The 21,785-nt window shown below is 69.7% G+C and carries 19 protein-coding genes; 7 read left to right on the top strand and 12 right to left on the bottom strand.

Going from position 1 to position 21,785, the window contains the following annotated elements:
• The first annotated feature begins 137 nt into the window (after nt 1-137).
• The 3 genes from R0146_RS08455 to rlmB all read left to right on the top strand — a co-directional run bounded on the left by R0146_RS08455 (nt 138) and on the right by rlmB (nt 4,013).
• Nucleotides 138-1,514 carry a DUF4032 domain-containing protein gene (locus tag R0146_RS08455; RefSeq protein ID WP_317688675.1) on the top strand — a complete coding sequence of 459 codons (1,377 nt, stop codon included), beginning with the start codon at nt 138-140 and terminating at the stop codon, nt 1,512-1,514.
• Nucleotides 1,515-1,641: 127 nt separating this feature from the next.
• Nucleotides 1,642-3,033: a cysteine--tRNA ligase gene (gene cysS, locus R0146_RS08450; RefSeq protein WP_411567190.1), complete on the top strand. Its 1,392-nt coding sequence runs from the start codon at nt 1,642-1,644 to the stop codon at nt 3,031-3,033.
• Nucleotides 3,033-4,013, top strand: a complete 981-nt coding sequence (gene rlmB / locus R0146_RS08445) for a 23S rRNA (guanosine(2251)-2'-O)-methyltransferase RlmB (protein ID WP_317688671.1) — start codon at nt 3,033-3,035, stop codon at nt 4,011-4,013. The genes cysS and rlmB overlap by 1 nt, the downstream gene beginning before the upstream one ends.
• A gap of 1,051 nt (nt 4,014-5,064) precedes the next feature.
• Here rlmB and R0146_RS08440 read toward each other — a convergent pair.
• From R0146_RS08440 to R0146_RS08425, 4 genes are all read right to left on the bottom strand, one after another.
• A complete protein-coding gene (locus R0146_RS08440; protein WP_317688669.1) occupies nt 5,065-6,507 on the bottom strand; it encodes a glycine hydroxymethyltransferase in 1,443 nt (480 codons plus the stop codon).
• 255 nt (nt 6,508-6,762) lie between these two features.
• Nucleotides 6,763-7,293, bottom strand: coding sequence for a 2-C-methyl-D-erythritol 2,4-cyclodiphosphate synthase (ispF, locus tag R0146_RS08435; protein WP_317688667.1), 531 nt, complete (start codon nt 7,291-7,293; stop codon nt 6,763-6,765).
• Between the two features lie 19 nt (nt 7,294-7,312).
• On the bottom strand, nt 7,313-8,137 hold the full coding sequence (ispD, locus tag R0146_RS08430; protein ID WP_317688664.1) for a 2-C-methyl-D-erythritol 4-phosphate cytidylyltransferase: 825 nt from the start codon (nt 8,135-8,137) through the stop codon (nt 7,313-7,315).
• Nucleotides 8,138-8,147: 10 nt separating this feature from the next.
• The gene (locus tag R0146_RS08425) at nt 8,148-8,633 is read right to left on the bottom strand and encodes a CarD family transcriptional regulator (RefSeq protein ID WP_317688661.1); all 486 of its coding nucleotides are present in this window, start codon (nt 8,631-8,633) and stop codon (nt 8,148-8,150) included.
• Between the two features lie 205 nt (nt 8,634-8,838).
• Here R0146_RS08425 and R0146_RS08420 point away from each other — a divergent pair, with 205 nt between their 5' ends.
• Entirely contained in the window at nt 8,839-9,510 is a 672-nt protein-coding gene (locus R0146_RS08420) for a hypothetical protein (protein ID WP_317688659.1), read from the top strand.
• A 123-nt stretch (nt 9,511-9,633) separates the two neighbouring features.
• Here the strand turns inward: R0146_RS08420 and R0146_RS08415 are convergent, their stop codons facing one another.
• Together R0146_RS08415 and R0146_RS08410 are read right to left on the bottom strand one after the other, a co-directional pair.
• Nucleotides 9,634-10,311 carry a response regulator transcription factor gene (locus tag R0146_RS08415; protein WP_317688656.1) on the bottom strand — a complete coding sequence of 226 codons (678 nt, stop codon included), beginning with the start codon at nt 10,309-10,311 and terminating at the stop codon, nt 9,634-9,636.
• Nucleotides 10,308-11,546: a sensor histidine kinase gene (locus R0146_RS08410; RefSeq protein WP_317688654.1), complete on the bottom strand. Its 1,239-nt coding sequence runs from the start codon at nt 11,544-11,546 to the stop codon at nt 10,308-10,310. The genes R0146_RS08415 and R0146_RS08410 overlap by 4 nt, the downstream gene beginning before the upstream one ends.
• A gap of 375 nt (nt 11,547-11,921) precedes the next feature.
• Between R0146_RS08410 and phoU the strand changes: the two genes are divergently transcribed.
• A complete protein-coding gene (phoU, locus tag R0146_RS08405; RefSeq protein WP_317688650.1) occupies nt 11,922-12,566 on the top strand; it encodes a phosphate signaling complex protein PhoU in 645 nt (214 codons plus the stop codon).
• A 130-nt stretch (nt 12,567-12,696) separates the two neighbouring features.
• On the opposite strand, the gene R0146_RS08400 is transcribed toward phoU, so the two are convergent.
• Nucleotides 12,697-13,446 (bottom strand): phosphoglyceromutase, encoded by a 750-nt coding sequence (locus tag R0146_RS08400; RefSeq protein WP_317688648.1) that lies wholly within the window; start codon nt 13,444-13,446, stop codon nt 12,697-12,699.
• A 192-nt stretch (nt 13,447-13,638) separates the two neighbouring features.
• On the opposite strand from R0146_RS08400, the gene R0146_RS08395 reads away from it, so the two are divergent.
• Nucleotides 13,639-14,403 (top strand): SDR family NAD(P)-dependent oxidoreductase, encoded by a 765-nt coding sequence (locus R0146_RS08395; protein WP_317688646.1) that lies wholly within the window; start codon nt 13,639-13,641, stop codon nt 14,401-14,403.
• Nucleotides 14,404-14,658: 255 nt separating this feature from the next.
• Here R0146_RS08395 and R0146_RS08390 read toward each other — a convergent pair whose 3' ends face one another.
• The 5 genes from R0146_RS08390 to R0146_RS08370 form a co-directional block, all read right to left on the bottom strand.
• Nucleotides 14,659-15,024 carry a biotin/lipoyl-containing protein gene (locus tag R0146_RS08390; RefSeq protein WP_317688644.1) on the bottom strand — a complete coding sequence of 122 codons (366 nt, stop codon included), beginning with the start codon at nt 15,022-15,024 and terminating at the stop codon, nt 14,659-14,661.
• 18 nt (nt 15,025-15,042) lie between these two features.
• On the bottom strand, nt 15,043-15,357 hold the full coding sequence (locus R0146_RS08385) for a hypothetical protein (protein ID WP_317688642.1): 315 nt from the start codon (nt 15,355-15,357) through the stop codon (nt 15,043-15,045).
• 12 nt (nt 15,358-15,369) lie between these two features.
• Nucleotides 15,370-16,947, bottom strand: coding sequence for an acyl-CoA carboxylase subunit beta (locus tag R0146_RS08380; RefSeq protein WP_411567130.1), 1,578 nt, complete (start codon nt 16,945-16,947; stop codon nt 15,370-15,372).
• Nucleotides 16,948-16,957: 10 nt separating this feature from the next.
• Complete coding sequence (locus R0146_RS08375; protein WP_317688639.1) at nt 16,958-18,457, bottom strand: methylmalonyl-CoA carboxytransferase subunit 5S; 1,500 nt, start codon at nt 18,455-18,457, stop codon at nt 16,958-16,960.
• 213 nt (nt 18,458-18,670) lie between these two features.
• Nucleotides 18,671-19,795, bottom strand: coding sequence for a GTPase family protein (locus tag R0146_RS08370; protein WP_317688637.1), 1,125 nt, complete (start codon nt 19,793-19,795; stop codon nt 18,671-18,673).
• A gap of 124 nt (nt 19,796-19,919) precedes the next feature.
• On the opposite strand from R0146_RS08370, the gene typA reads away from it, so the two are divergent.
• The gene (gene typA / locus R0146_RS08365; RefSeq protein ID WP_317688636.1) at nt 19,920-21,779 is read left to right on the top strand and encodes a translational GTPase TypA; all 1,860 of its coding nucleotides are present in this window, start codon (nt 19,920-19,922) and stop codon (nt 21,777-21,779) included.
• Nucleotides 21,780-21,785 lie beyond the last annotated feature (6 nt).

Here is a 21,785-nt window from a genome sequence, read left to right as displayed (position 1 = left end):
CGTCCCCTGCCCGTCTGCCCGATCCGCTCCTGCCCGGCCGATCGGTGGTCCGGGCACGTCCGTGCCAGCCTGCGGGGCCCCGGCCATCCCTGGGCCCCGGACCGCAACCGCTTGATTTCCCTGCCACACTGAGAAACGTGCCTCGGTTCCTCTCCGCGCATCCGGATGCCCGGTTGCTCCCGCTGCCCTGGGGGACTCCGCTGGCCGAGTGGCCCGCGGAGCACCTCGTCGCGCTCCCGCGCGGTATCTCCCGGCACGTCGTCCGGTTCATCCGGGTCGGCAACGAGGTGTACGCCGCCAAGGAGGTCGTCGAACACCTGGCGATGCACGAGTACCGGCTGCTGCACGACCTGATGCGGCTCGGCACGCCGGCCGTCGAACCGGTCGGCGTGGTCACGCTGCGGTCCACCCCGGCCGGGGTGCCGCTCGACCCGATCCTGATCACCAAGCACCTGCAGTTCTCGCTGCCCTATCGCACGCTCTTCTCCAAGGGCGTACGGTCCGACACCGTCACCCGGCTGCTCGACGCGATGGTCGTCCTGCTGGCCCGGCTGCACCTGATCGGCTTCCTGTGGGGCGACGTGTCACTGTCCAACACGCTGTTCCGCCGCGACGCCTCGGACTTCGCCGCCCACCTGGTCGACGCCGAGACCGGCGAGTTCCACGACCGGTTGTCCGACGGCCAGCGGGAGCACGACCTGGAGATGGCCCGGGTCAACCTCTTCGGCGAGTTCCTCGACCTGGAGGCGGGTGGGCTGTTGGACTCGGCCCTCGACCCGGAGCAGTTGGTGGACACCATCGTCACCCGCTACCGCGAGCTGTGGCATGAGCTGACCGGGGTCGAGGAGTTCGACGGCAGCGAGATGCACCGGATCGAGGGCCGGGTCCGCCGCCTCAACGCACTCGGCTTCGACGTCGCCGAGCTCGACATCACCACCGACATCGACGGGTCCACGATCCGGATCCAGCCGAAGGTCGTCGACGCCGGGCACCACGCCCGTCGGCTGATGCGGCTGACCGGCCTCGACACCGAGGAGAACCAGGCCCGCCGGCTGCTCAACGACCTCGACTCCTACCGGGCCCGCACCGGCCAGCAGAACCTCGACGAGTCGGTCGTCGCCCACCAGTGGTTGACCGAGTGCTTCGAGCCGGTGCTCCACCTGGTGCCGGAGGAGTTCGCCTCCAAGCTGGAGCCGGCGCAGATCTACCACGAGATGCTGGACTACCGCTGGTATCGCTCCGAGGCCGCCGGGCACGAGGTGCCGCTGCTGGAGGCGACCCAGGGCTACGTACGCGACGTGCTGAGCCACCTGCCCGACGAGGAGCTGTCGGTCGCCCCGACCGGCAGCGACCAGCCGCGCGAGGTGATCGCCGCGGTGAGCGCCGACGACCTGGACGACCAGCCGGCGCCGGACGATCCGTGGGAGACCGGTGAGGACCTCGCGGTCGCCACGAACGGCTATCTGGACATGGCCGCGATCCGCGCCAAGGCCGCCCGCCGTCGGGTGCCGTGACCGAGGGCCGCGTCGGCGGCGTACGGCACCTCCGCCGACGGGCATCCGCCCGAACGGACGGCACCGTCCCGGTCGTCCGGTGCCTTCCCGGTAGTCTTGGCCCGTGACGTTCCAGCTCTACGACTCGATGACCCACCGGACACGGGAGTTCGTCCCCGTCGTCCCCGGGAAGGTCTCGATCTATCACTGCGGCCTGACGGTGCAGTCGGCCCCCCACCTGGGCCACATCCGCAAGGAGGTCGTCTTCGACGTCCTGCGCCGGTGGCTGGCCTGGTCGGGCTACGAGGTGAAGGTCGTCGCCAACGTCACCGACATCGACGACAAGATCCTGCGCAAGTCCGCCGAGCAGGGCGTCGAGTGGTACGCCCTCGCCTACCGCTTCGAGCTGGAGTTGCACAAGGCCTACCAGGCGCTCGGCTGCCTGCCCCCGACGTACGAGCCGCGGGCCACCGGCCACATCCCCGAGATGCTCGAGCTGGTCCAGCAGCTGATCGACCGGGGGCACGCGTACGTCGCCGAGGACGGCTCGGGCGACGTCTACTTCGACGTACGCTCCTGGCCCGACTACGGCCGGCTGTCCGGCCAGCGGGTCGCCGACATGGCGCCGGCCGAGGACTCCGACCCGCGCGGCAAGCGCGATCCGCGCGATTTCGCCCTGTGGAAGGGCCGCACCGACTCCAGCGAGCCGGCGACGGCGTCCTGGCACACCCCGTGGGGGCGTGGGCGTCCCGGCTGGCACCTGGAGTGCTCGGCGATGGCCGGCAAGTACCTCGGCGACGAGTTCGACATCCACGGTGGCGGGCTGGATCTGCGCTTCCCGCACCACGAGAACGAGCTGGCCCAGTCGACCGCGGCCGGGCGGCCGTTCGCCCGTTACTGGATGCACAACGCCTGGGTGACCGCGGCCGGCGAGAAGATGTCGAAGTCGCTCGGCAACGGCGCGCTGGTCACCGAGGTGACCCGGCAGTACCCGGCGCGCGCGGTGCGGTTCTATTTGGTGGCGCCGCACTACCGGTCGGCGATCGAGTACTCCGACACCTCGCTGGCCGAGGCGACGGCGTCGCTGGCCCGGATCGACTCCTTCCTGGACCGGGCGCAGGATGTCGTCGGCGAGACCGCCCCGGCGACCCAGCTGCCAGCGGATTTCGTGGCGGCGATGGATGACGACCTCGGCACGCCGGCGGCGATGGCCACCCTCTACACCACCGTGAAGACGGGCAACCAGGCGATCGAGGCCGGCGACACGGCCTCGGTCCGCGAGGCGTACGCCGCCGTCCGGGCGATGCTCGGGGTGCTCGGCCTCGACCCGTTCGACCCGGTCTGGAGCGAGTCGGCCGGCGCCGGGGCGGCACTGGAGCCGGTCGTCGACGGCCTGGTGAAGGCCTTGTTGGACCAGCGCCAGGAAGCCCGGGCGCGGAAGGACTACCCGGCGGCCGACGGCATCCGGGACGCACTGGCGGCGCTCGGCGTCCACGTCGAGGACACGCCCCAGGGACCGAAGTGGAGCGTGGAGCACTGATGGCCGGTAACTCGCAGCGCAAGGGCGCCGTACGGCACAAGGGCAAGGGCAACAGCGGCAAGGGCAACACCGCCGGGTCCGGCGGGCGCGTCCGCCGCGGGCTGGAGGGCAAGGGCCCGACGCCGAAGGCCGAGGACCGTGTCTACCACAAGGCCCACAAGGCGAAGGTGGCCGCACAGGCCCGGGAGGTCTCCCGGCCGAAGCGTACGCCGCAGCAGCCGCGCGGCGGCGGCGCGGAGTGGGTCGCCGGACGCAACCCGGTGGTCGAGGCGCTGCGCGCCGGGATCCCGGTGGTCAGCGTCTACGTCGCCGAGGGGATCGACCGGGACGACCGGGTGCGCGAGGTGTTCAAGCTGTGCGCCGACACGTCCATCCCGATGCTGCAGACCACCAAGCAGGAGCTGGACCGACTGACCGCGGGGGCGACCCACCAGGGCTTGGCGATCAAGCTGCCCGAGTACGAGTACGCCCACCCGAGCGACCTGATGGCCGACGCCCTGCAGGCGCCGGGCGCGCCGCTGGTCGTCGCCCTCGACCAGGTCACCGATCCGCGCAACCTCGGGGCGATCATCCGTTCGGCGGCGGCGTTCGGCGCCCAGGGCGTGGTGATCCCGGAGCGACGGTCCGCCGGCATGACGGCCGCGGCCTGGAAGACCTCCGCGGGTGCTGCGGCCCGGATCCCGGTGGCCCGCGCGACCAACCTCAACCGGGTGCTGCAGGACTACGCCAAGGCCGGGTTCGTGGTGGTCGGGCTCGCCGGTGAGGGCGCGACCGACGTCGCCGCGATCCCCGGCGTCGACGGACCGGTGCTGCTGGTCGTCGGGTCGGAGGGCGAGGGCCTGCAACGGCTGGTCCGGGAGAACTGCGACGTGCTGGCCTCGATCCCGATCAGCAGTGAGGTGGAGTCGCTGAACGCCGGTGTGGCCACCAGCATCGCGCTCTACGAGATCAGCCGGGCCCGGGCGGGCGCCGAGGACTGAGGGCTGAGTCGACGGTCCGTGGAGCGTACGGGTGTGACCGCAGGGTCCCCGGCCGCATGATCCACCCAGCCACGGGCGCTCGGCCTGCCCGGTCCGGGCCTCGTCACCTCCTCGGCCTCTCATGTGACGTCCCGCTGTTCCGCGGCCCGAGCACCGAGAGGCCCAGGTGTCCGAAATCACGCGGCCCGAGGCGTCGTTGCGTCGTCACCTTTTTGGGACGCGACGGCGCCCTCCCGTACGGTGGAGCAGCAGGACGGACAAGGACGTCATCCGCCTCCGCCACGGACGACAACAGAAGGAACCCACCATGTCCAAGCCTGTTCACCTCGACGAGGCCGCGCTGCTGGCGATCACCGGAGCCGATTCGTTCACCCCGCGCTGGATGCTCGAGGGCGTCGACGCGGCTCGCCCCGAGCGCTGATCGACCGACTTTCTGACATCACTCCGTAGGGCCCTGTCCGGCAGCTGCCGGGCGGGGCCTACGTCGTCGCTGAGCCGGGACCCTGCCCCTGTGGCGGGGCTCGACAGCACCGGCGTCTCCACCGACGCCCCGTCCGCACCGGCACCGGCGTCCCCCATGAGACCCCGTCCGCACCGGCACCGGCGTCCCCATGAGACCCCGTCCCACCGAGACCCCGTCCCCACCGAGACCCCCACGTCCCTACAGACCGACGTTCTCCGCAGACACCGACGTCTCTCAACGAGACCGACGTACGTCGTCAACCCCGACCGTATTCGGCCGTGGAAGGTCGGGGATGACGCGGAAGGTCGGGGATCCTGAAAGTCGTCGGGGAACCGAGGGACGGTCGGGGAGCCAACGAGGCGATCTTGAGATTCGTCGGGGAACCGACGAAGGGATCCTGAGAGTCGTCCGGGACCCAGGAATCATCACCCGCCCGACCTCCCCCAGGTCATCGCGCTGTATGCCGAGAGCCCACGAATCATCGGGGGTAGCGCGAGTCATTGGGGACCACCATCGAACGCCCGGAGGGCGGCCCCAGCGGGACCGCCCTCCGGCGACAATCAGCAAGAACCGACCAGCGGTCGACGCTCAGAGCTCCAGGCCCGCGTACAGCGGGAACTTGCCCAGCAGCTCGCCGGCTTCGGCCTTGACCCGGTCGGCGATGCCGTCGGCGATCACGTACTTCGCCTTGGAGGCACCACCCTTCGGGGCGTCCGCGGCGGTGGTGTTGGACAGCACCTCGACGATCAGCTCCGCGGTCCGGTCGAACTCGTCGGCGCCGAAGCCACGGGTGGTCAGCGCCGGGGTGCCCAGCCGGATGCCCGAGGTGTACCAGGCACCGTTCGGGTCGGCCGGCACCGAGTTGCGGTTGGTGACGATGCCGGAGTCGACCAGCGCCGACTCGGCCTGGCGACCGGTCAGGCCGAACGACGCAGCGATGTCGGCCAGCACGATGTGGTTGTCGGTGCCACCGGTGACCAGCTTCACGCCGCGCTTCATCAGGCCCTCGGCGAGCGACTTCGCGTTGTCGGCGACGTTGCGGGCGTACGCCTGGAAGGCGGGCGTACGGGCCTCGGCCAGCGCGACGGCCTTGGCCGCCATCATGTGCGACAGCGGACCGCCGAGCACCATCGGGCAGCCGCGGTCGACGTCAGGGGCGTACGCCGCCTTGGCCAGCACCATGCCACCGCGCGGGCCGCGCAGCGACTTGTGGGTGGTGGTGGTCACCACGTCGGCGTACGGCACCGGGTTCTCCTCGCCGGTGAAGACCTTGCCGGCGACCAGACCCGCGAAGTGCGCCATGTCGACCATCAGCACCGCGCCGACCTCGTCGGCGATCTCGCGCATCGTCGCGAAGTTCACCCGACGCGGGTAGGCGGAGTAGCCGCCGACCAGGATCAGCGGCTTGAACTCGCGGACCTGGGCCCGCAGCGCGTCGTAGTCGATCAGGCCGGTCGCCGGATCGGTGCCGTACGAGTGCTGGTGGAACATCTTGCCGGAGATGTTCGGCCGGAAGCCGTGGGTGAGGTGGCCGCCGGCGTCCAGGCTCATGCCCATCAGCCGCTGCTCACCGAAGCGCTTGCGGAGCGCCTCCCAGTCGGCCTCGGTGAGGTCGTTGACGTTCTTCACGCCCTTCTCGGCCAGGCCGGGGGCCTCGACGTGGTGGGCCAGGATCGCCCAGTAGGCGACCAGGTTGGCGTCGATACCGGAGTGCGGCTGGACGTACGCGTACTCGGCGCCGAACAGCTCACGGGCGTGCTCGGCGGCGACCGACTCGACGGTGTCGACGTTCTGGCAGCCGGCGTAGAAGCGGTGGCCGACGGTGCCCTCGGCGTACTTGTCGGAGAACCAGGTGCCCATCGTCAGCAGCACCGGCAGCGAGGCGTAGTTCTCCGAGGCGATGAGCTTGAGCGAACCTCGCTGGTCCGTCAACTCCTGACGCGTGGCATCGGCGATCCGGGGTTCGACGCTCTCGATGACCGAGAGCGCCTCCCGATAGGCACGGGTGGCGGCGGCAGTGGTGTCGGACACTTGCTTCTCCTCGAGAGATGGGACGGCAGGCCGGCACCAATCTACCGCGTGGCCATCTCCTCGGGCCGAGGATCCACCCGCACGGGGTATCTCAGGCAGGGAGTCGGGCACGGGGTCGACCAGGCACGGGGTCGATCGAGCACGGCTATCTCAGGCAGAGGGGTCGATCGGGCACGATCTCCAGGGGCACCGGGCTTGCCGGGCCCGAGGCCATCACCCGAGGCCACCGGGCGCCGGGCCCATCAGACCCCCGACTCAGTGCGGCACCGGCCCCCGGGCCGGATCGCGGCGCAACAGCAGCACGGTGGCGATCGCCGCCAGCCCCTCCCCCCGGCCGGTGAATCCGAGTCCGTCGGTGGTGGTCGCCGACAGGCCGACCGGTGCGCCGAGGGCCTCCGCCATCACCCGTTCGCCCTCCGCCCGGCGCGCCGCCATCCGGGGGCGTACGCCGATCACCTGGACAGCCACGTTGCCGATGTCCCACCCGGACGCCCGGACGCGTCGTGCGGTCTCGGCGAGGAACGCAACACCGGCTGCCCCGGCCCACTCCGGGTCGGCGGTGCCGTAGTTGGAGCCGAGGTCGCCCAGCCCGGCCGCGGACAGCAGGGCGTCGCAGACCGCGTGGCAGGCGACGTCGCCGTCGGAGTGACCCTCCAGGCCGTACGCCTCCTCGGGGAAGTGCAGGCCGGCCACCCACATCGGCACGCTCTCGGCGAAGCGGTGCACATCGGTCCCGATGCCGGTGCGGATCCGCGCCGGCCCGACGGGCAGGGGTTCGTGGTTCACCGGGGAGTCCTTTCCGAGGTCACCAGGCGGCACTTCCGCCGTCCGCGGTGTCGATGCTGTCCGCATTGTCAGTGCCGTCCTCATTGTCAGTGCCGCCCGCGTCGACCGTACGCTGCCGCCACACCGCCTCGGCGACGAGCAGGTCGAACGGTTCGGTGACCTTCAGGGAGTCGCGGGACCCCTCCACCAGGGCCACCTGCACACCGATCGCCTCACAGGCCATCGCATCGTCGGTGACCGCCACCCCGGCGGACCGTACGTGGTCGTGGGCCCGGACCAGCGTCGCCAGATCGAAGCCCTGCGGTGTCTGGACCGCCCGCAGCCGCGACCGATCCACCACCGTGGCCTCACCGGGGCGGGGATCGGCCACCCGGATGGTGTCGATGACCGGGATCGCGGGGATCACCGCCGAGGCGCCGCCGCGCAGCGCGTCGACCACCGACGACACCACCGCACCAGGCACGAACGGCCGGGCGGCGTCGTGGACCAGCACGTGCCGGGCCGACGGTTCCACCCGGGCGGCTTCGGCGAGACCGTGCGCGACCGAGTCCTGGCGCTCGACCCCACCCTCGACGAGAGTCCACGGGAGGGCGACATCGGCCAGCGCGGCCGCGAACGCGTCAGCCAGCTCTCGGCGGCCGACGACGACCACCCGGGCCACGCCGCCGGCGGCCAGAGCGTCCACCGCATGCGCGACGAGGGCACGTCCGCCGACCGTACGCAGCGCCTTGGGGACGCCCTCCCCCAGCCGGACGCCGGAACCGGCCGCCACCACCACGGCGACGACCGGTTCGACTGCAGCGTGAGCTGCCTTGTGAAGTACTGCAGTGTGGAGATGTGTCATGGAAGCAGGATCAGGAAGCGAGGACCTCGTCCAGCAACTCTTCCGCGCGCTCCTCGCCGCACTTCTCGGCGAGGGCGACCTCCGAGGCGAGCACCTGGCGAGCCTTGACCAGCATCCGCTTCTCGCCGGCCGACAGCCCGCGATCGTTGCCGCGGCGCCACAGGTCACGGACGACCTCGGCGACCTTCAGCACATTGCCGGAATGCAGCTTCTCCAGGTTGGCCTTGTAGCGGCGGGACCAGTTCGCGGGCTCCTCCGCGTGCGGTGCGCGGAGCACCTCGAACACCTTCTCCAGGCCATCGGCATCCACGACGTCCCGGACGCCGACGAGGTCGAGATTGCACGCTGGAACGCGAACCACCAGATCGTTCTGGCCGACGATCCTCAGCACCAGGTAGAGCTTGTCCTCTCCCTTGATCTTGCGGGTTTCCATGTCCTCGATGACGGCCGCCCCATGATTGGGGTAGACCACCGTTTCACCGACTGCAAACGTCATACAGGTCCCCTTTCGCGTGCCGATTCTATCACGTGGGCCCTCAGACACGCCCGGATCGAGTTGGCACACCCCCTCCCACGTATTAGCGTGGGTTCGATTGCCGCGCGATCGTGACCCCCGTCGATGGCAAACGAGGTGCCCGGCGACCGCCTTTCTGGCTACTCTGTCCACGAGTCTGACCTGGCCCAACGAGGAGTCCCGAATCGTGCCCACCCTGAAGAACCACGCCAAGCGCGCCGCCGTCGTCATCGTTGCCACCGCCTCCCTGTTCGGGCTCGCGGGCTGCCGCCTGGGCTTCGAACACCAGACGCTCCAGCAGTACACCCAGGCAGAGGGCGTGAACCTCGACCTGGCCGACGGACACCAGGTGGACCAGGGCCGCGGCTACGTCAAGGTGCGCAACCTGATGGTGCTGGCCCGCCCCGACGGCACGCAGGCCCGACTGGCCGGCTCCCTCTACGGGTCCCCGTCCAGCACGCCGTTCAGCAACACCAAGACCGCCCAGGCCGCCGCCCCCACGCTCGACACGCTCCAGTCGGTCTCCGGTCGGGCGCTGACCGCGACGGGCGACTCCGCAGGCACCCTGTCGGTCGCTCTCCCCCAGCCGCTGCCGGTCACCGTCCAGGAGCCGATCATCCTGGAGAACCAGGACACCACCGTCACCGGAGCCAAGCTCGTGCCCGGCGTCGACGTCGAGCTGACGCTCACCTTCCAGAACAACGGCCGGCTCACCGCCCGGGTCCCCGTCATCGACGTGACCAAGCCGGACTTCGCGACCCTCGCGCCGGTCGCCGCCGAGACCCCGAACAGCTCGGCCACCCCCCGCACCGGCACCGCGACGGCGAGCGCGACCGCCACGCCGCGAACGAACGGCTGAGCGGCGGGGCTGCCCGGCACCCGTACGCCGCGACACACCCCGGTCGGGCGATCTCCCGACCGGGGTGTGCTGTCTGTGCAGATCTGCGGTGAGCGGCCCGGCACAGGCGAGCGGCCCCGGCGGTCAGCCCTCGAACTTGTAGCCGAGCCCGCGAACGGTGACCAGGTGGACCGGACGGGCCGGGTTCTCCTCGATCTTGGCGCGCAACCGCTTGACGTGCACGTCGAGGGTCTTGGTGTCGCCGACGTAGTCCGCCCCCCACACCCGGTCGATGAGCTGGCCACGAGTCATCACCCGCCCGGCGTTGCGCAGCAGCATCTCCAGCAGCTCGAACTCCTTCAGGGCCAGCCGGACCGGTTCACCGTTGACCGCCACCTCGTGACGCTCGACGTCCATCCGTACGCCACCCGACTCGACCACGTCGGGGACGAGCTCGACCTCCTGGCCCCGCCGCAGCACGGCCCGGATCCTGGCGAGCAGCTCACGCTGGGAGAACGGCTTGGTGACGTAGTCGTCCGCGCCGAGCTCGAGCCCCACCACCTTGTCCACCTCGGAGTCCCGGGCGGTGACCATGATCACCGGCACCGAGCTCTGCAGCCGCAGCTGCCGACAGACCTCGGTGCCGGAGATGCCCGGCATCATCAGGTCGAGCAGCACGATGTCGGCGCCGGCCCGATCGAACTCCGCCAGGCCCTCCGCGCCGTCCGGTGCCTCGACGACATCGAAGCCCTCCTTGCGCAGCATGTAGGACAGCGCTTCGCGATAGGACTCCTCGTCCTCGATCACGAGAACTCGGGTCATCCCTCTACCTCCTGGGAATGTGCCCCCCGCGCCCCCGACGCGTCGAGCTGGTACATGGTGTCGTGGTCGTCCACGGACGGGTCGTCCGCGGCCACCTCTCGCTCATAGTGCTGGGGGATACGGATGGTGAACGTGGAGCCCTGCCCCAACTTGCTCCAGACATGGACATAGCCGCCGTGCGCGGCAGCGATGTGCTTGACGATCGACAGGCCGAGACCGGTGCCCCCGTTGTCCCGACTGCGGGCGTAGTCGACCCGGTAGAACCTCTCAAAGATGCGCTCCACCTCGTCCTCCGGGATGCCGATCCCGTTGTCCGAGACGCTGATCTCGACGAAGTCCTCCTCACCGAGCACCACCGCACGCGCCGCGACGGCGACCCGAGCCCCCCGCTCGGAATACATGATGGCATTCTCGATGAGGTTCGCCACCGCCACCGTCAGCTGTTCCTCGTCGCCGAGCACCTCCAGGCCGGACGTGCCGGCAACGGTGAGCGCGACGTGCCGGTCATCGGCGTCGACCCGGTTGCGGTCGACCGCGTCGCCGATCACGTCGTCGACCAGCACCTCGTTCTGGTCGAGCAGCGGATCGTCGGACTGCAGCCGGCTGAGGTCGATGATCTGGCGCACCAGGTCGGACAGCCGGGCACCCTCGACCTGCAGCCGCCGGGCGAACCGCCGGACGTCGTCCGGGCTGTCCGCCGCCTCCTCGAGCGTCTCCGCCAGCAGGGTCACTGCCCCGATCGGCGTCTTCAGCTCGTGGGAGATGTTGGCGACGAAGTCACGCCGGGTCTCGTCGACGCGCCGGGCCGCCGTACGGTCCTCGACCAGGACCAGCAGCGTACGGTCATCGAGCGGCGCCACCCGCGCCATCAGGTGCAGGCTGAGGCCGTCCCGCTTGAGGTCCAGCTCGGTGCTGCGGGACTGCCGATCCTCACGCACCTTCCGGACCAGCGTGAGCACCGCCGGGACGACGACCCGGGCGCCGCGGACGACGCCGAGCGTACGGGCCTGTGCGGTCGACTGGAGCACCTCGTCGTGTGGTCCGACGACCATCGCCCCCGAACGCAGCACGCTGAGCACTTGGGAGACCTCAGGGCGCACGGTCACCCGCGCAGCCATCTCCACCCGAAGCCGATCCTCCTGGGCCCGCCGCTGCTGGACGCGCAGCAGCATCACCGCGATCCCCAGGAGCAGACCCACCAGGAGACCGCCACCGGCGGCGAGGTAGGCGTTCACAGGCCAGATCATACGGGGGCCGACCTCGCACCTCGACGACGAGAGGACCGATTCACGCACTGTTCACGCGGAGTTCAGCCGAGATGCTCCTGAGGTCAGAGAGGGTGGGATAACCTCCGGCATGCGGTAAAGGGACCCCCGCGCCATCCTCCGGGACCGGGACACCGCATGAGCATCCGACAGGCTAGATTGGCTTGTCACCCCCCTGTAGAGCAGACAGGACGGCAGCACGTGACAAGGGACGATCCGACACCAGGCAGGCCGCGACGGCGACCGGGACGGCGAGGGTCGGCCGCGGCACCGCATACTCCGGTCGACGACCCGACGGTCGGCGGCCCGATGCCGGACGGGGTGGGGCACGAAAGGAGGATCGGCATGAGGGACACCTACCGGGAGCAGCTCCGGGAGACCATGGCCGACCTGGCGCGGATGGTGGATCTCGTCCACACCGCTCTCGCCGACGCGACGACCGCGCTGCTGACCTGTGACCTGCAGCTGGCGGAGCAGGTGATCTCCAACGATCGGATGATCGACGAGCTCGCCGAGGAACTGGAGAAACGGACCTTCTCCATGCTCGCCCGGCAGGCTCCGGTCGCCGGTGAGTTGCGTACGGTCTTCTCCGCGATCAGGATGCTCGGCGAACTCACCCGGATGGGCGACCTGGCCGCGCACGTCGCCAAGATCGCCCGGCTCCGCTTCCCGGAGCGCGCCGTCCCGGACACCCTGCAGGACAACTTCCGTCGGATGGCCGAGGTGGCCGGTTCGATGGTGGCCGACGCCGGCGCCATGCTGCGCGACCTGAACATCGACACCGCCGAGCACCTCGCCGCCGAGGACAAGGTGATGGACGACCTGCGCCGCGACCAGTTCCGGGCGCTGGTCGGCGGCAGCTGGCCGCACAGCGTGGAGACCGCGGTGGACACCGCCCTGCTGGGCCGCTACTACGAGCGGATCGCCGACCATGCGGTCGAGATCGCCGAACGCCTCGTCTACGTCGTGACCGGGGACGACCCGGTCTGACCGGTCTCCCCCTCCCCCGTTCGCGGCGACGACCCGGACGGGGGCCGACCGATGACGAACCGGGCTGACGGAACACCGTCAGCCCGGTTCGTCGTCGGAAGCACACCCGTGAAGGCAGCCGCCTCGCGGACTACTTCTTGCCCTGGTTCTTGACCGCCTCGATGGACGCCTTCGCGGCCTCCGGGTCGAGGTAGCGCCCGCCGGCCACGGTCGGCTTCAGGTCCTCGTCCAGCTCGTAGAACAGCGGGATGCCGGTCGGGATGTTGAGGCTGGGGATGTCCTCGTCGGAGATGCCGTCGAGGTGCTTCACCAGGGCCCGCAGCGAGTTGCCGTGCGCCGCGACCAGGACGGTCCGGCCGGCGCGCAGCTCGGGGACGATCCGGTCGTACCAGAACGGCAGCATCCGGGCGACGACGTCCTTCAGGCACTCGGTCTGCGGACGGATCTCGCTGGGCAGATCGGCGTACTGCGGGTGGTGGTACTGCGACCACTTGTCGTCGGTGTCGAGGACCGGCGGCGGCTGGTCGTACGACCGGCGCCACACCATGAACTGGTCCTCACCGAACTCCTCGCGGATCTCGGCCTTGTTCTTGCCCTGGAGCGCGCCGTAGTGGCGCTCGTTGAGACGCCAGGAACGCTCCACCGGGATCCAGTGTCGATCGCAGGCGAGCAGCGCCAGATCGGCGGTGTGGATCGCCCGCTTCAGGGTCGACGTGAACAGGACGTCCGGCAGCAGGCCCTCGGCGGCGAGCAGCTCGCCACCGCGCTGGGCCTCGGCCTTGCCCTTGTCGTTGATGTCGACATCGACCCAGCCGGTGAAGAGGTTCTTGGCGTTCCACTCGCTTTCGCCGTGGCGCAGCAGGATCAGCTTTGCAGTCATGGCCTTGAGCCTAGTGGTCGGCTGCCCGCGGGTGGTACCGCCCCCCGAGCAGCGCCCGGAGCAGCACCGGAGCAGTGCCAGGGCACACCGCCCGAGCAGTGTCCCGAAGTGGTTCCCGAGCACACCGCCCGAACAGTGCCCCGGAACAGACCCCGGCTTCCCGAGGCCCCCGACGCGCGGGATACTCCGGGCATGAACGCTCCTGTCACGCCCACCCGTCCCCTCGCCGTCGTCACCGGTGCCAGCAGCGGCATCGGGGCCGCGACAGCCCGCACCCTCGCCGCCCAGGGGTACGAGGTCCTCTGCGCCGCCCGCCGGGAGGACCGGCTGCGGGACCTCGCCGACGAGATCGGCGGCCGCGCCCAGGCCTGCGACATCACCGACGACGACTCGGTCGCGGCACTCGCCGCGGCGGCCGGCCCCCGGGTCGATCTGCTGGTCAACAACGCCGGCGGCGCGCTCGGCCTGGCCCCGGTCGCCGAGGCCGATCTCGACAACTGGCAGCGGATGTACGAGACGAACGTGCTCGGCGCCGCCCGGGTCACCCGCGCTCTCACCCCTGCTCTGCTGGCCGCCGACGGCGGGCGTGGGCAGGTCGTCTTCGTCACCTCGGTCGCCGCGGACGGCGGGTACGAGGGTGGCGCCGGCTACTGCGGCGTCAAGGCGGCGGAGCGGTCGATGGCCCAGTCCATGCGACTGGAGACGTACGACCGGCCGCTCCGGGTGGTGGAGATCGTCCCCGGGATGGTGCGCACCGACTTCTCGCTCGTACGGTTCGGCGGCGACCAGGCCCGCGCGGACGCCGTCTACGCGGGGGTCGAGGGGGTGCTCACCGCCGAGGACATCGCCGCCTGCATCGGCTTCGTCGCGTCCCTGCCGGCCCACGTCAACATCGACCGGATGGTCGTCCGGCCCCGGGTGCAGCCGGCCCAGCACAAGGTCTTCCGGGTGCAGTGAGGTCTTCCAGGGCCACTCAGGTCTCCCGGCCGCACTCAGGCCTCCGGCCGTCGTGAGGTCTCCCGGCCGTCGTGAGGTCTTCCCGGTGCCGTGAGCCGAATCTGACATCTCAGCCGTCGAGCCCGAAACCTCTCCCGCCCGATCCACGCATTGGCGCGGATCGGGCGGGAGAGTCTCGCAGAGTGGGGAGGTGAGCCGCCAGATTCGGCTCACCTCCCCACGGTGTTCACGCGGTCAGACCGTCGTCCGGCTCGGTCAGGCCATCGCGATCAGAGCCTGGCCGCCCTGGACGGCCTCGCCGACCTCGACCAGGATCGAGCCCACCGTGCCGGCGGCCGGCGCGGTGATCTCGGTCTCCATCTTCATCGCCTCGAGCACCACCAGCACCTGGCCGGCGGTGATCTCCTGGCCCTCCTCCACCATGATCCGGGCGACCGACCCGGCGAGCGGGGCGACCACCGAGTTGGCGCTCGCCGCCGGCATGGTCGAGGTGACCGGGGCGGTCGGGGCGGGACCGGTGTAGGCACCGATCACGCCGAGGTCACCGAGCGAGGGGTGCGTCTGCTCGACCTCGACGTCGACGTCGTACGCGGTTCCGTTGACCGTCACCTTGAGTCTCATGTCTGTTCCTCCTCGTCCTCAGTGCAGCGTGAGCGCGGTCAGGTGGGCCGGCCGCGCCTGGGTCTTGCGGTGGTCCTGGACCTCCATCCGGCCGGCGGTGGTCCACCCCGCGCCTTCATGGAATTGGACCTGGCGGACCTTGGCCCGGTGCCCGAGCACGGCCGCGACGGCCGCCGCGATGACCATCAGGGTGTCCTCGTCGACCTGGTGCTCCTCGGCCCACACGACCGCCATCCGGTCGAACTCCACCATCCGCTGCTCCGCCGCAGCGAGTCGAGCAGTCAGCTCGGCCACCCGGTCCCTGAGAGCAGTGATCTCGTTCTCGTCAGTCATCGTCACTCCCGATCACACCGGCCCGAGGCCGTGCTTCTTGTCCGGGCGCAGCTGACGCTTCGTCCGCAGGATCTCCAGCGCCATCGCCACTTCGTGGCGGGTGTCGGCCGGATCGATGATGTCGTCGACCAGCCCCCGCGACGCGGCCATGAACGGCGTGGCGAAGGTCTCGCGGTACTCCTCGACCAGTTCCGCCTTGCGCGCCGCCGGATCCTCGGCCTCGGCGATCTCCTTCTTGAACACGATGTTCGCGGCGCCCTCGGCGCCCATCACCGCGATCTCGGCGGTCGGCCAGGCGAACACCTTGTCGGCGCCCAGGTCCTTGGAGCACATCGCCAGGTACGCACCGCCGTACGCCTTGCGCAGCACGACGGTGACCTTCGGGACCGTCGCCGCGGAGTAGGCGTACAGCATCTTCGCGCCGTGGCGGATGATGCCGCCGTGCTCCTGGGCGACGCCCGGCAGGAAGCCCGGCACATCGACGAAGGTGAGCAGCGGGATGTTGAACGCGTTGCAGAAACGGACGAACTTCGAGCCCTTGTCGGAGGAGTTGATGTCCAGCACGCCGGACATCACGCTCGGCTGGTTGGCCACCACGCCGACGGTGTAGCCGTTGATCCGGGCGAAACCGACGACGATGTTCTGGGCGTAGCCCGCCTGCACCTCGAGGAAGTCGGCGTGGTCGACGACACCGCGGATGATGTCGCGGACGTCGTAGCCCTTCTTGGCCTCGGCCGGCACGATGTCGCGCAGGGCGGCGTTCGGCTCCACCACGTCGTCCGGGTTGACCCGCGGCGGCTCGGCGAGGTTGTTCTCCGGCAGGAAGCTGAGCAGCTTCTTGGCGATCAGGATGGCCTCCTGATCGTCGTTCGCGACGAAGTGGTTGACACCGGAACGCGTCATGTGTGCGTCCGCGCCGCCCAGGTCGTCCTGGGTCACCTTCTCGCCGGTCACCTCGGTGATCACGTTCGGCCCGGTGATGAACATGTGGGCCTTGCGGGTCTGGATGATGAAGTCGGTCAGTGCCGGGGAGTAGGCGGCGCCACCGGCACACGGGCCGGCGATGATCGAGATCTGCGGGACCGCGCCGGAGAGCCGTACGTTCGAGTAGAACACCTGGCCGTAGCCGGACAGCGAGTCGATGCCCTCCTGGACCCGCGCGCCGCCGGAGTCGTTGATGAAGACGAAGGGCGTGCCGGTGGACAGCGACGCCTCCATCATCTCGACGACCTTCTTGGACTGGGTCTCGCCCGCAGAGCCGCCCATCACGCTGAAGTCCTGGGAGGCGACGTGCACCGGGCGGCCGAGCACCGCACCGGAGCCGGTCACCACGCCGTCGGCCGGGGCCTTGGCGGTGTCCATCCCGAAGGTGGTCGTCCGGTGGGTCCGGAACATCCCGGTCTCCTGGAAGGTGCCCGGGTCGAGCAGCGCGTCGACGCGCTCCCGCGCGGTCATCTTGCCCTTCTCCCGCTGCTTCTCGAGGCGGGCCTTGCCGCCGCCGAGCACGGCCTCCTCACGACGCTCGTGCAGCGTCTCGAGGCGTACGGACATGTCCTTGGTCTTTTCTGCCTTGGTCGTGGAATCTGGCATGGTCGTCACCTCACGCCGGCTCGACGGACACCGAACGGGACTGACCGTTGATGGTGACCTTGTACTGGATGGGTTCGTGGATCGCCTTGTCGAGGCCGGCGGCCTTGCGGCGCTCCTCCTCGACCTGCTCCTCGGTCATCCCCACGTTGCGGGGACCCTGCGGGCGCTCCTTGAAGAACTTCGGGGCGACCTGGGGGAACATCGCGTTGGTGAGGATGTCCTCCTCGGTGCCGTTGAAGCCCTCGAGCCCCTTGGCCTGCTCGGACAGCAGCTCCCACTCAGGGGAGAGCAGGTCGGCCGGACGCTGGGTGATCGGGTCCTTCTTCGTCTGAGCCTTGGCCTTCTCGACCACCTCGGCGTTGCGTTCGCCGGGGCACTCGCCGTAGTAGCCGAGCATCAGGTCGGCGAACTCGCCGGTGAGCACCTTGTACTTGCCCATCAGCACGTTGAACACGGCCTGGGTGCCGACGATCTGCGACGACGGCGTCACGAGCGGTGGGTAGCCCGCATCCTTGCGGACGTTCGGCACCTCGGACAGCACCTCTTCCATCCGGTCGCCAGCGCCCTGCGCCTTGAGCTGAGCCTCCATGTTGGAGAGCATCCCGCCGGGGATCTGGGACTGGAAGATGTCGGTCTTGACGCCGGTCACGGCGGACATGAACTTCTTGTACTTCGGCGCCACCGCGGCGAAGTGCTCGCGGATCGGCGCGAGCTTCGTCCGGTCCACCGTGGTGGTGTACGGGGTGCCGTCGAGCATCTCGATCACCGACTCGGTCGGGTTGTGACCGGGGCCCAACGACATCGAGCTGATCGCGGTGTCGACCACATCGGCGCCGGCCTCGATCGCCTTCATCAGGGCCACCTGGGTGACGCCGGTGGTGGAGTGGCAGTGCACGTTGATCTGCACGCCCTCGCCATAGGTGTCCTTGATGCCCTTGACGATGTCGTACGCCGGCTGGGGCTTCAGCAGCGCGGCCATGTCCTTCAGCGCGATCGAATCGGCACCCATGTCGAGCAGGCGGCCCGCCAGCGCGATGTAGTCCTCGGTGGTGTGCACCGGGCTCACGGTGTAGCAGATCGTGCCCTGGGCGTGCTTGCCCGCCTTCTTGACGGCCTGCATGGCGTGGGCCAGGTTGCGCGGGTCGTTCAGCGCGTCGAAGACACGGAACACGTCCATGCCGTTCTCCGCCGACTTCTCGACGAACCTCTCGACAACCTCGTCCTCGTAGTGGCGGTAGCCCAGCAGGTTCTGCCCACGCAGCAGCATCTGCAGGCGGCTGTTGGGCATGAGCGTGCGGAAGGTCCGCAGTCGCTCCCATGGGTCCTCGTTCAGGAAGCGGATGCAAGCGTCGTACGTTGCACCGCCCCAGCACTCCACGCTCCAGTAACCGGCAGCGTCGATGTCAGCGCAGGCCTCGACCATGTCTTCCATGGCCATGCGCGTCGCCATCAGGCTCTGGTGCGCGTCGCGAAGGACGAGTTCGGTGATACCAATCTCTCGCGGCTTCATGACCCCATCCTGCCATCGTCGTATGCTGCGCCTTCCGGCACCCTCCCCTTCCCTCGAAACACCGCCCCACTAGGGATGATGTCATTTCAGAAGGGTTTGGTCGGACCAATCGTGATCCGCTACGTGTTCCGTCGTACGACAGAATGTCGTAAATCTCACAAACTACCTGCCGGAACAAGTAGTTTGCCCCCTGACAAGCGCCTCCGCCAGAGGTCAGGACCGGCCGCGCAACCCCGGGACCCGGCGGCGCAGCTCGGCCTGGAAGACCGCACGCACCTGGTCGGGGTCGAGCACCCCGTCGAGGCCGCGCAGCGCGCCCGCCGCGGCCCGCTGGACGACGGCCAGCCAGGCCTCCCCCATGGCGTACGTGAACGACGAGGCCACCGCGGCCCCGATCGCCCCACCGGCGATCGTCCCGGCGCCCGGGATCAGCTTGAGCAGGCCGGTCACCGAGGCACGACCCGCCTGGGTGGCCACCGTGGTGGAGGCCACCGCCATCAGCGCCGCCCGATCCACCGGCACCCGGTAGAGCTGCGAGATCCGCGCCATCATGGCCAGCTGCAGCGGCACCAGCACCGTGGCGTCGGAGAACGGGATCGGGGTGGCGGCGGTGGCCGCCGCCCCCGCCGCGGTGCCGGCTATGAACCGGCGCGCCTGGGCCGCCTTGCGCCGATGATCGATCTGCTGGGCCGCGGTGAGCGCCGCATGGACCGCCTCCGGTGCGCCGCGAAAGGTCGCCTCGAGAAGCGCCGTCAAGCCGTAGGACGACTGACCACTGAACGGGTCCTCCAGTGCGTAGGTGAGATAGGGACGTCCGTCGACGATCGGCAGGCCCAGCCCGGTGATGTGCCGGGCCAGGGCCACCGCGTCGGGGTGGAGATTGCCGGCACTGTCGCGCGGCACCTGGGTGAGCACCACGATCACCGGCAGGTCGAGGGCGTCCAGCCGGCGGATGAACTCCGCCTCGAACGGCTCGAACCGGCGGTCCATCCCCCGCACGCAGTACCAGACCACGTGGATCTGGGCGTCCACCGGCTCGCGGCGCATCTGCCGGACGTACGTCTCCAGTTCCTTGATCAGCTGTCGGTCGTCACGACCGATCTCCAGGCCGCGGGTGTCCAACAGACCGAGCTGTCCGCGCTCGTCGAGGTACAGGTGGGAGTCACGGGTCACCGGCTCGCCGATGCCGGTGGCCGCCACCGGCTCGCCGAACACGGCGTTGACCAGGGTGGACTTGCCGACACCGGTCTTGCCGAACAGGGCGAGGTTGAACCGGCCGAGCAGCTCGAGCTGCCGCTCGTACTCCGTACGGAAGGCGTCGGTGAACCAGTCGGGCATGGAACCGAGCCTAGGGCCGTCCGCACGCCCTTACGCCCTGAGGTGCCACCGTGATTCACGTCGTGCCGCCTGCGGGAACTAGCATCAGCGTGACTCTGCTCTCAAACATCGGGAAGTCACGCATATGCCCCAGCGCTCCGATCTGCGCAACATCGCCATCGTCGCCCACGTCGACCACGGCAAGACCACCCTCGTCGACGCCATGCTGTGGCAGTCCGGCGCCTTCCGGGAAGGTCAGGACGTCAACAACCGGGTGATGGACTCGATGGACCTGGAGCGGGAGAAGGGCATCACCATCCTCGCCAAGAACACCGCGGTCAAGCACGTGATCCGCGGCGAGGACGTCACCATCAACATCATCGACACCCCCGGCCACGCCGACTTCGGCGGTGAGGTCGAACGCGGCCTGGAGATGGTGGACGGGGTCGTCCTGCTGGTCGACGCCTCCGAAGGGCCGCTGCCGCAGACCCGTTTTGTCCTGCGCAAGGCGCTGGCGAAGCACCTCCCGCTGATCGTCGTGGTCAACAAGGTCGACCGTCCGGACGCCCGGATCGACGAAGTGCTCGAGGAGACGTACGACCTCTTCATGGACCTGCTGCCGGAGGACTCCGACGGCTCGGTGCTGGACTTCCCGGTGGTGTACGCCTCGGCGAAGGCCGGCCGCGCCTCGCTGGAGAAGCCGGCCGACGGCGGGATGCCCGACCACGAGGACCTGCAGCCGCTGTTCGAGACCATCCTCGACACCATCCCCGCCCCCCGGTACGAGGAGGGCGCGATCTTGCAGGCGCACGTCACCAACCTCGACGCCTCCCCCTACCTGGGCCGACTGGCGCTCTGCCGGGTCAAGCAGGGCGAGCTGCGCAAGGGCCAGACAGTGGCCTGGTGCAAGCGCGACGGCAGCATCGAGAACGTCAAGCTCGTCGAGCTGCTGATGACCTCGGCGCTGGAACGGGTCCCCGCCGAGACCGCCGGCCCGGGCGACATCGTGGCGATCGCCGGCATCCCGGAGATCACCATCGGTGAGACCCTCTCCGACCCGGAGAACCCACAGCCGCTGCCGCTGATCACCGTCGACGAACCGTCGATCTCGATGACCATCGGCATCAACACCTCGCCGCTGTCCGGCAAGTCCGGCAAGAACCTCACCGCCCGGCTGCTCAAGGCCCGCCTGGAGCGCGAGCTGATCGGCAACGTGTCGATCCGGGTCAACCCGACCGAGCGCCCCGACACCTGGGAGGTGCAAGGCCGTGGTGAGCTACAGCTCGCCGTGCTGGTCGAGCAGATGCGCCGTGAGTCGTTCGAGCTGACCGTCGGCAAGCCCGAGGTGGTCACCCGCCAGATCGACGGCAAGCTGCACGAGCCGACCGAGTTCCTCACCGTCGACGTCCCCGAGGAGTACGTCGGGGCGGTCACCCAGATGCTCGGCACCCGCAAGGGCCAGCTGCGGACGATGACCAACCATGGCTCGGGCTGGGTGCGGGTGGAGTACATCGTGCCGTCCCGCGGCCTGATCGGCTTCCGCACCGAGTTCCTCACCGAGACCCGCGGCACCGGCCTGATGAACCACGTGTTCGAGGGCTACACGCCCTGGGTCGGCGAACTGCGCACCCGCCCCAGCGGCTCGATGGTCGCCGACCGGCTCGGCACGGTGTCCTCGTACGCCCTGTTCAACCTGCAGGAGCGCGGCACGCTGTTCATCAAGCCGGGCGACGAGGTCTACGAAGGCATGGTCGTCGGCGAGAACTCCCGCCCCGACGACATGGACGTCAACCCCACCAAGGAGAAGCACGTCACGAACGTACGGTCCTCCACCGGTGAAGAGCTGGAGCGGCTGGTCCCGCCGCGGGTGATGAGCCTGGAGCAGTCGCTGGAGTTCTGCCGGGCCGACGAGTGCCTCGAGATCACCCCCGATGCGGTCCGGATCCGCAAGACGATCCTCGACCACAGCGAGCGGGTCAAGGCGGCCCGCCGGGCCAAGAACTGACGCCCG

This window comes from Raineyella sp. LH-20 (assembly GCF_033110965.1).
Classification (GTDB): Bacteria; Actinomycetota; Actinomycetes; order Propionibacteriales; family Propionibacteriaceae; genus Raineyella.
Note: the sequence above shows the minus strand (reverse complement) of the source record. Positions and strands in the feature narration are given on the sequence as shown.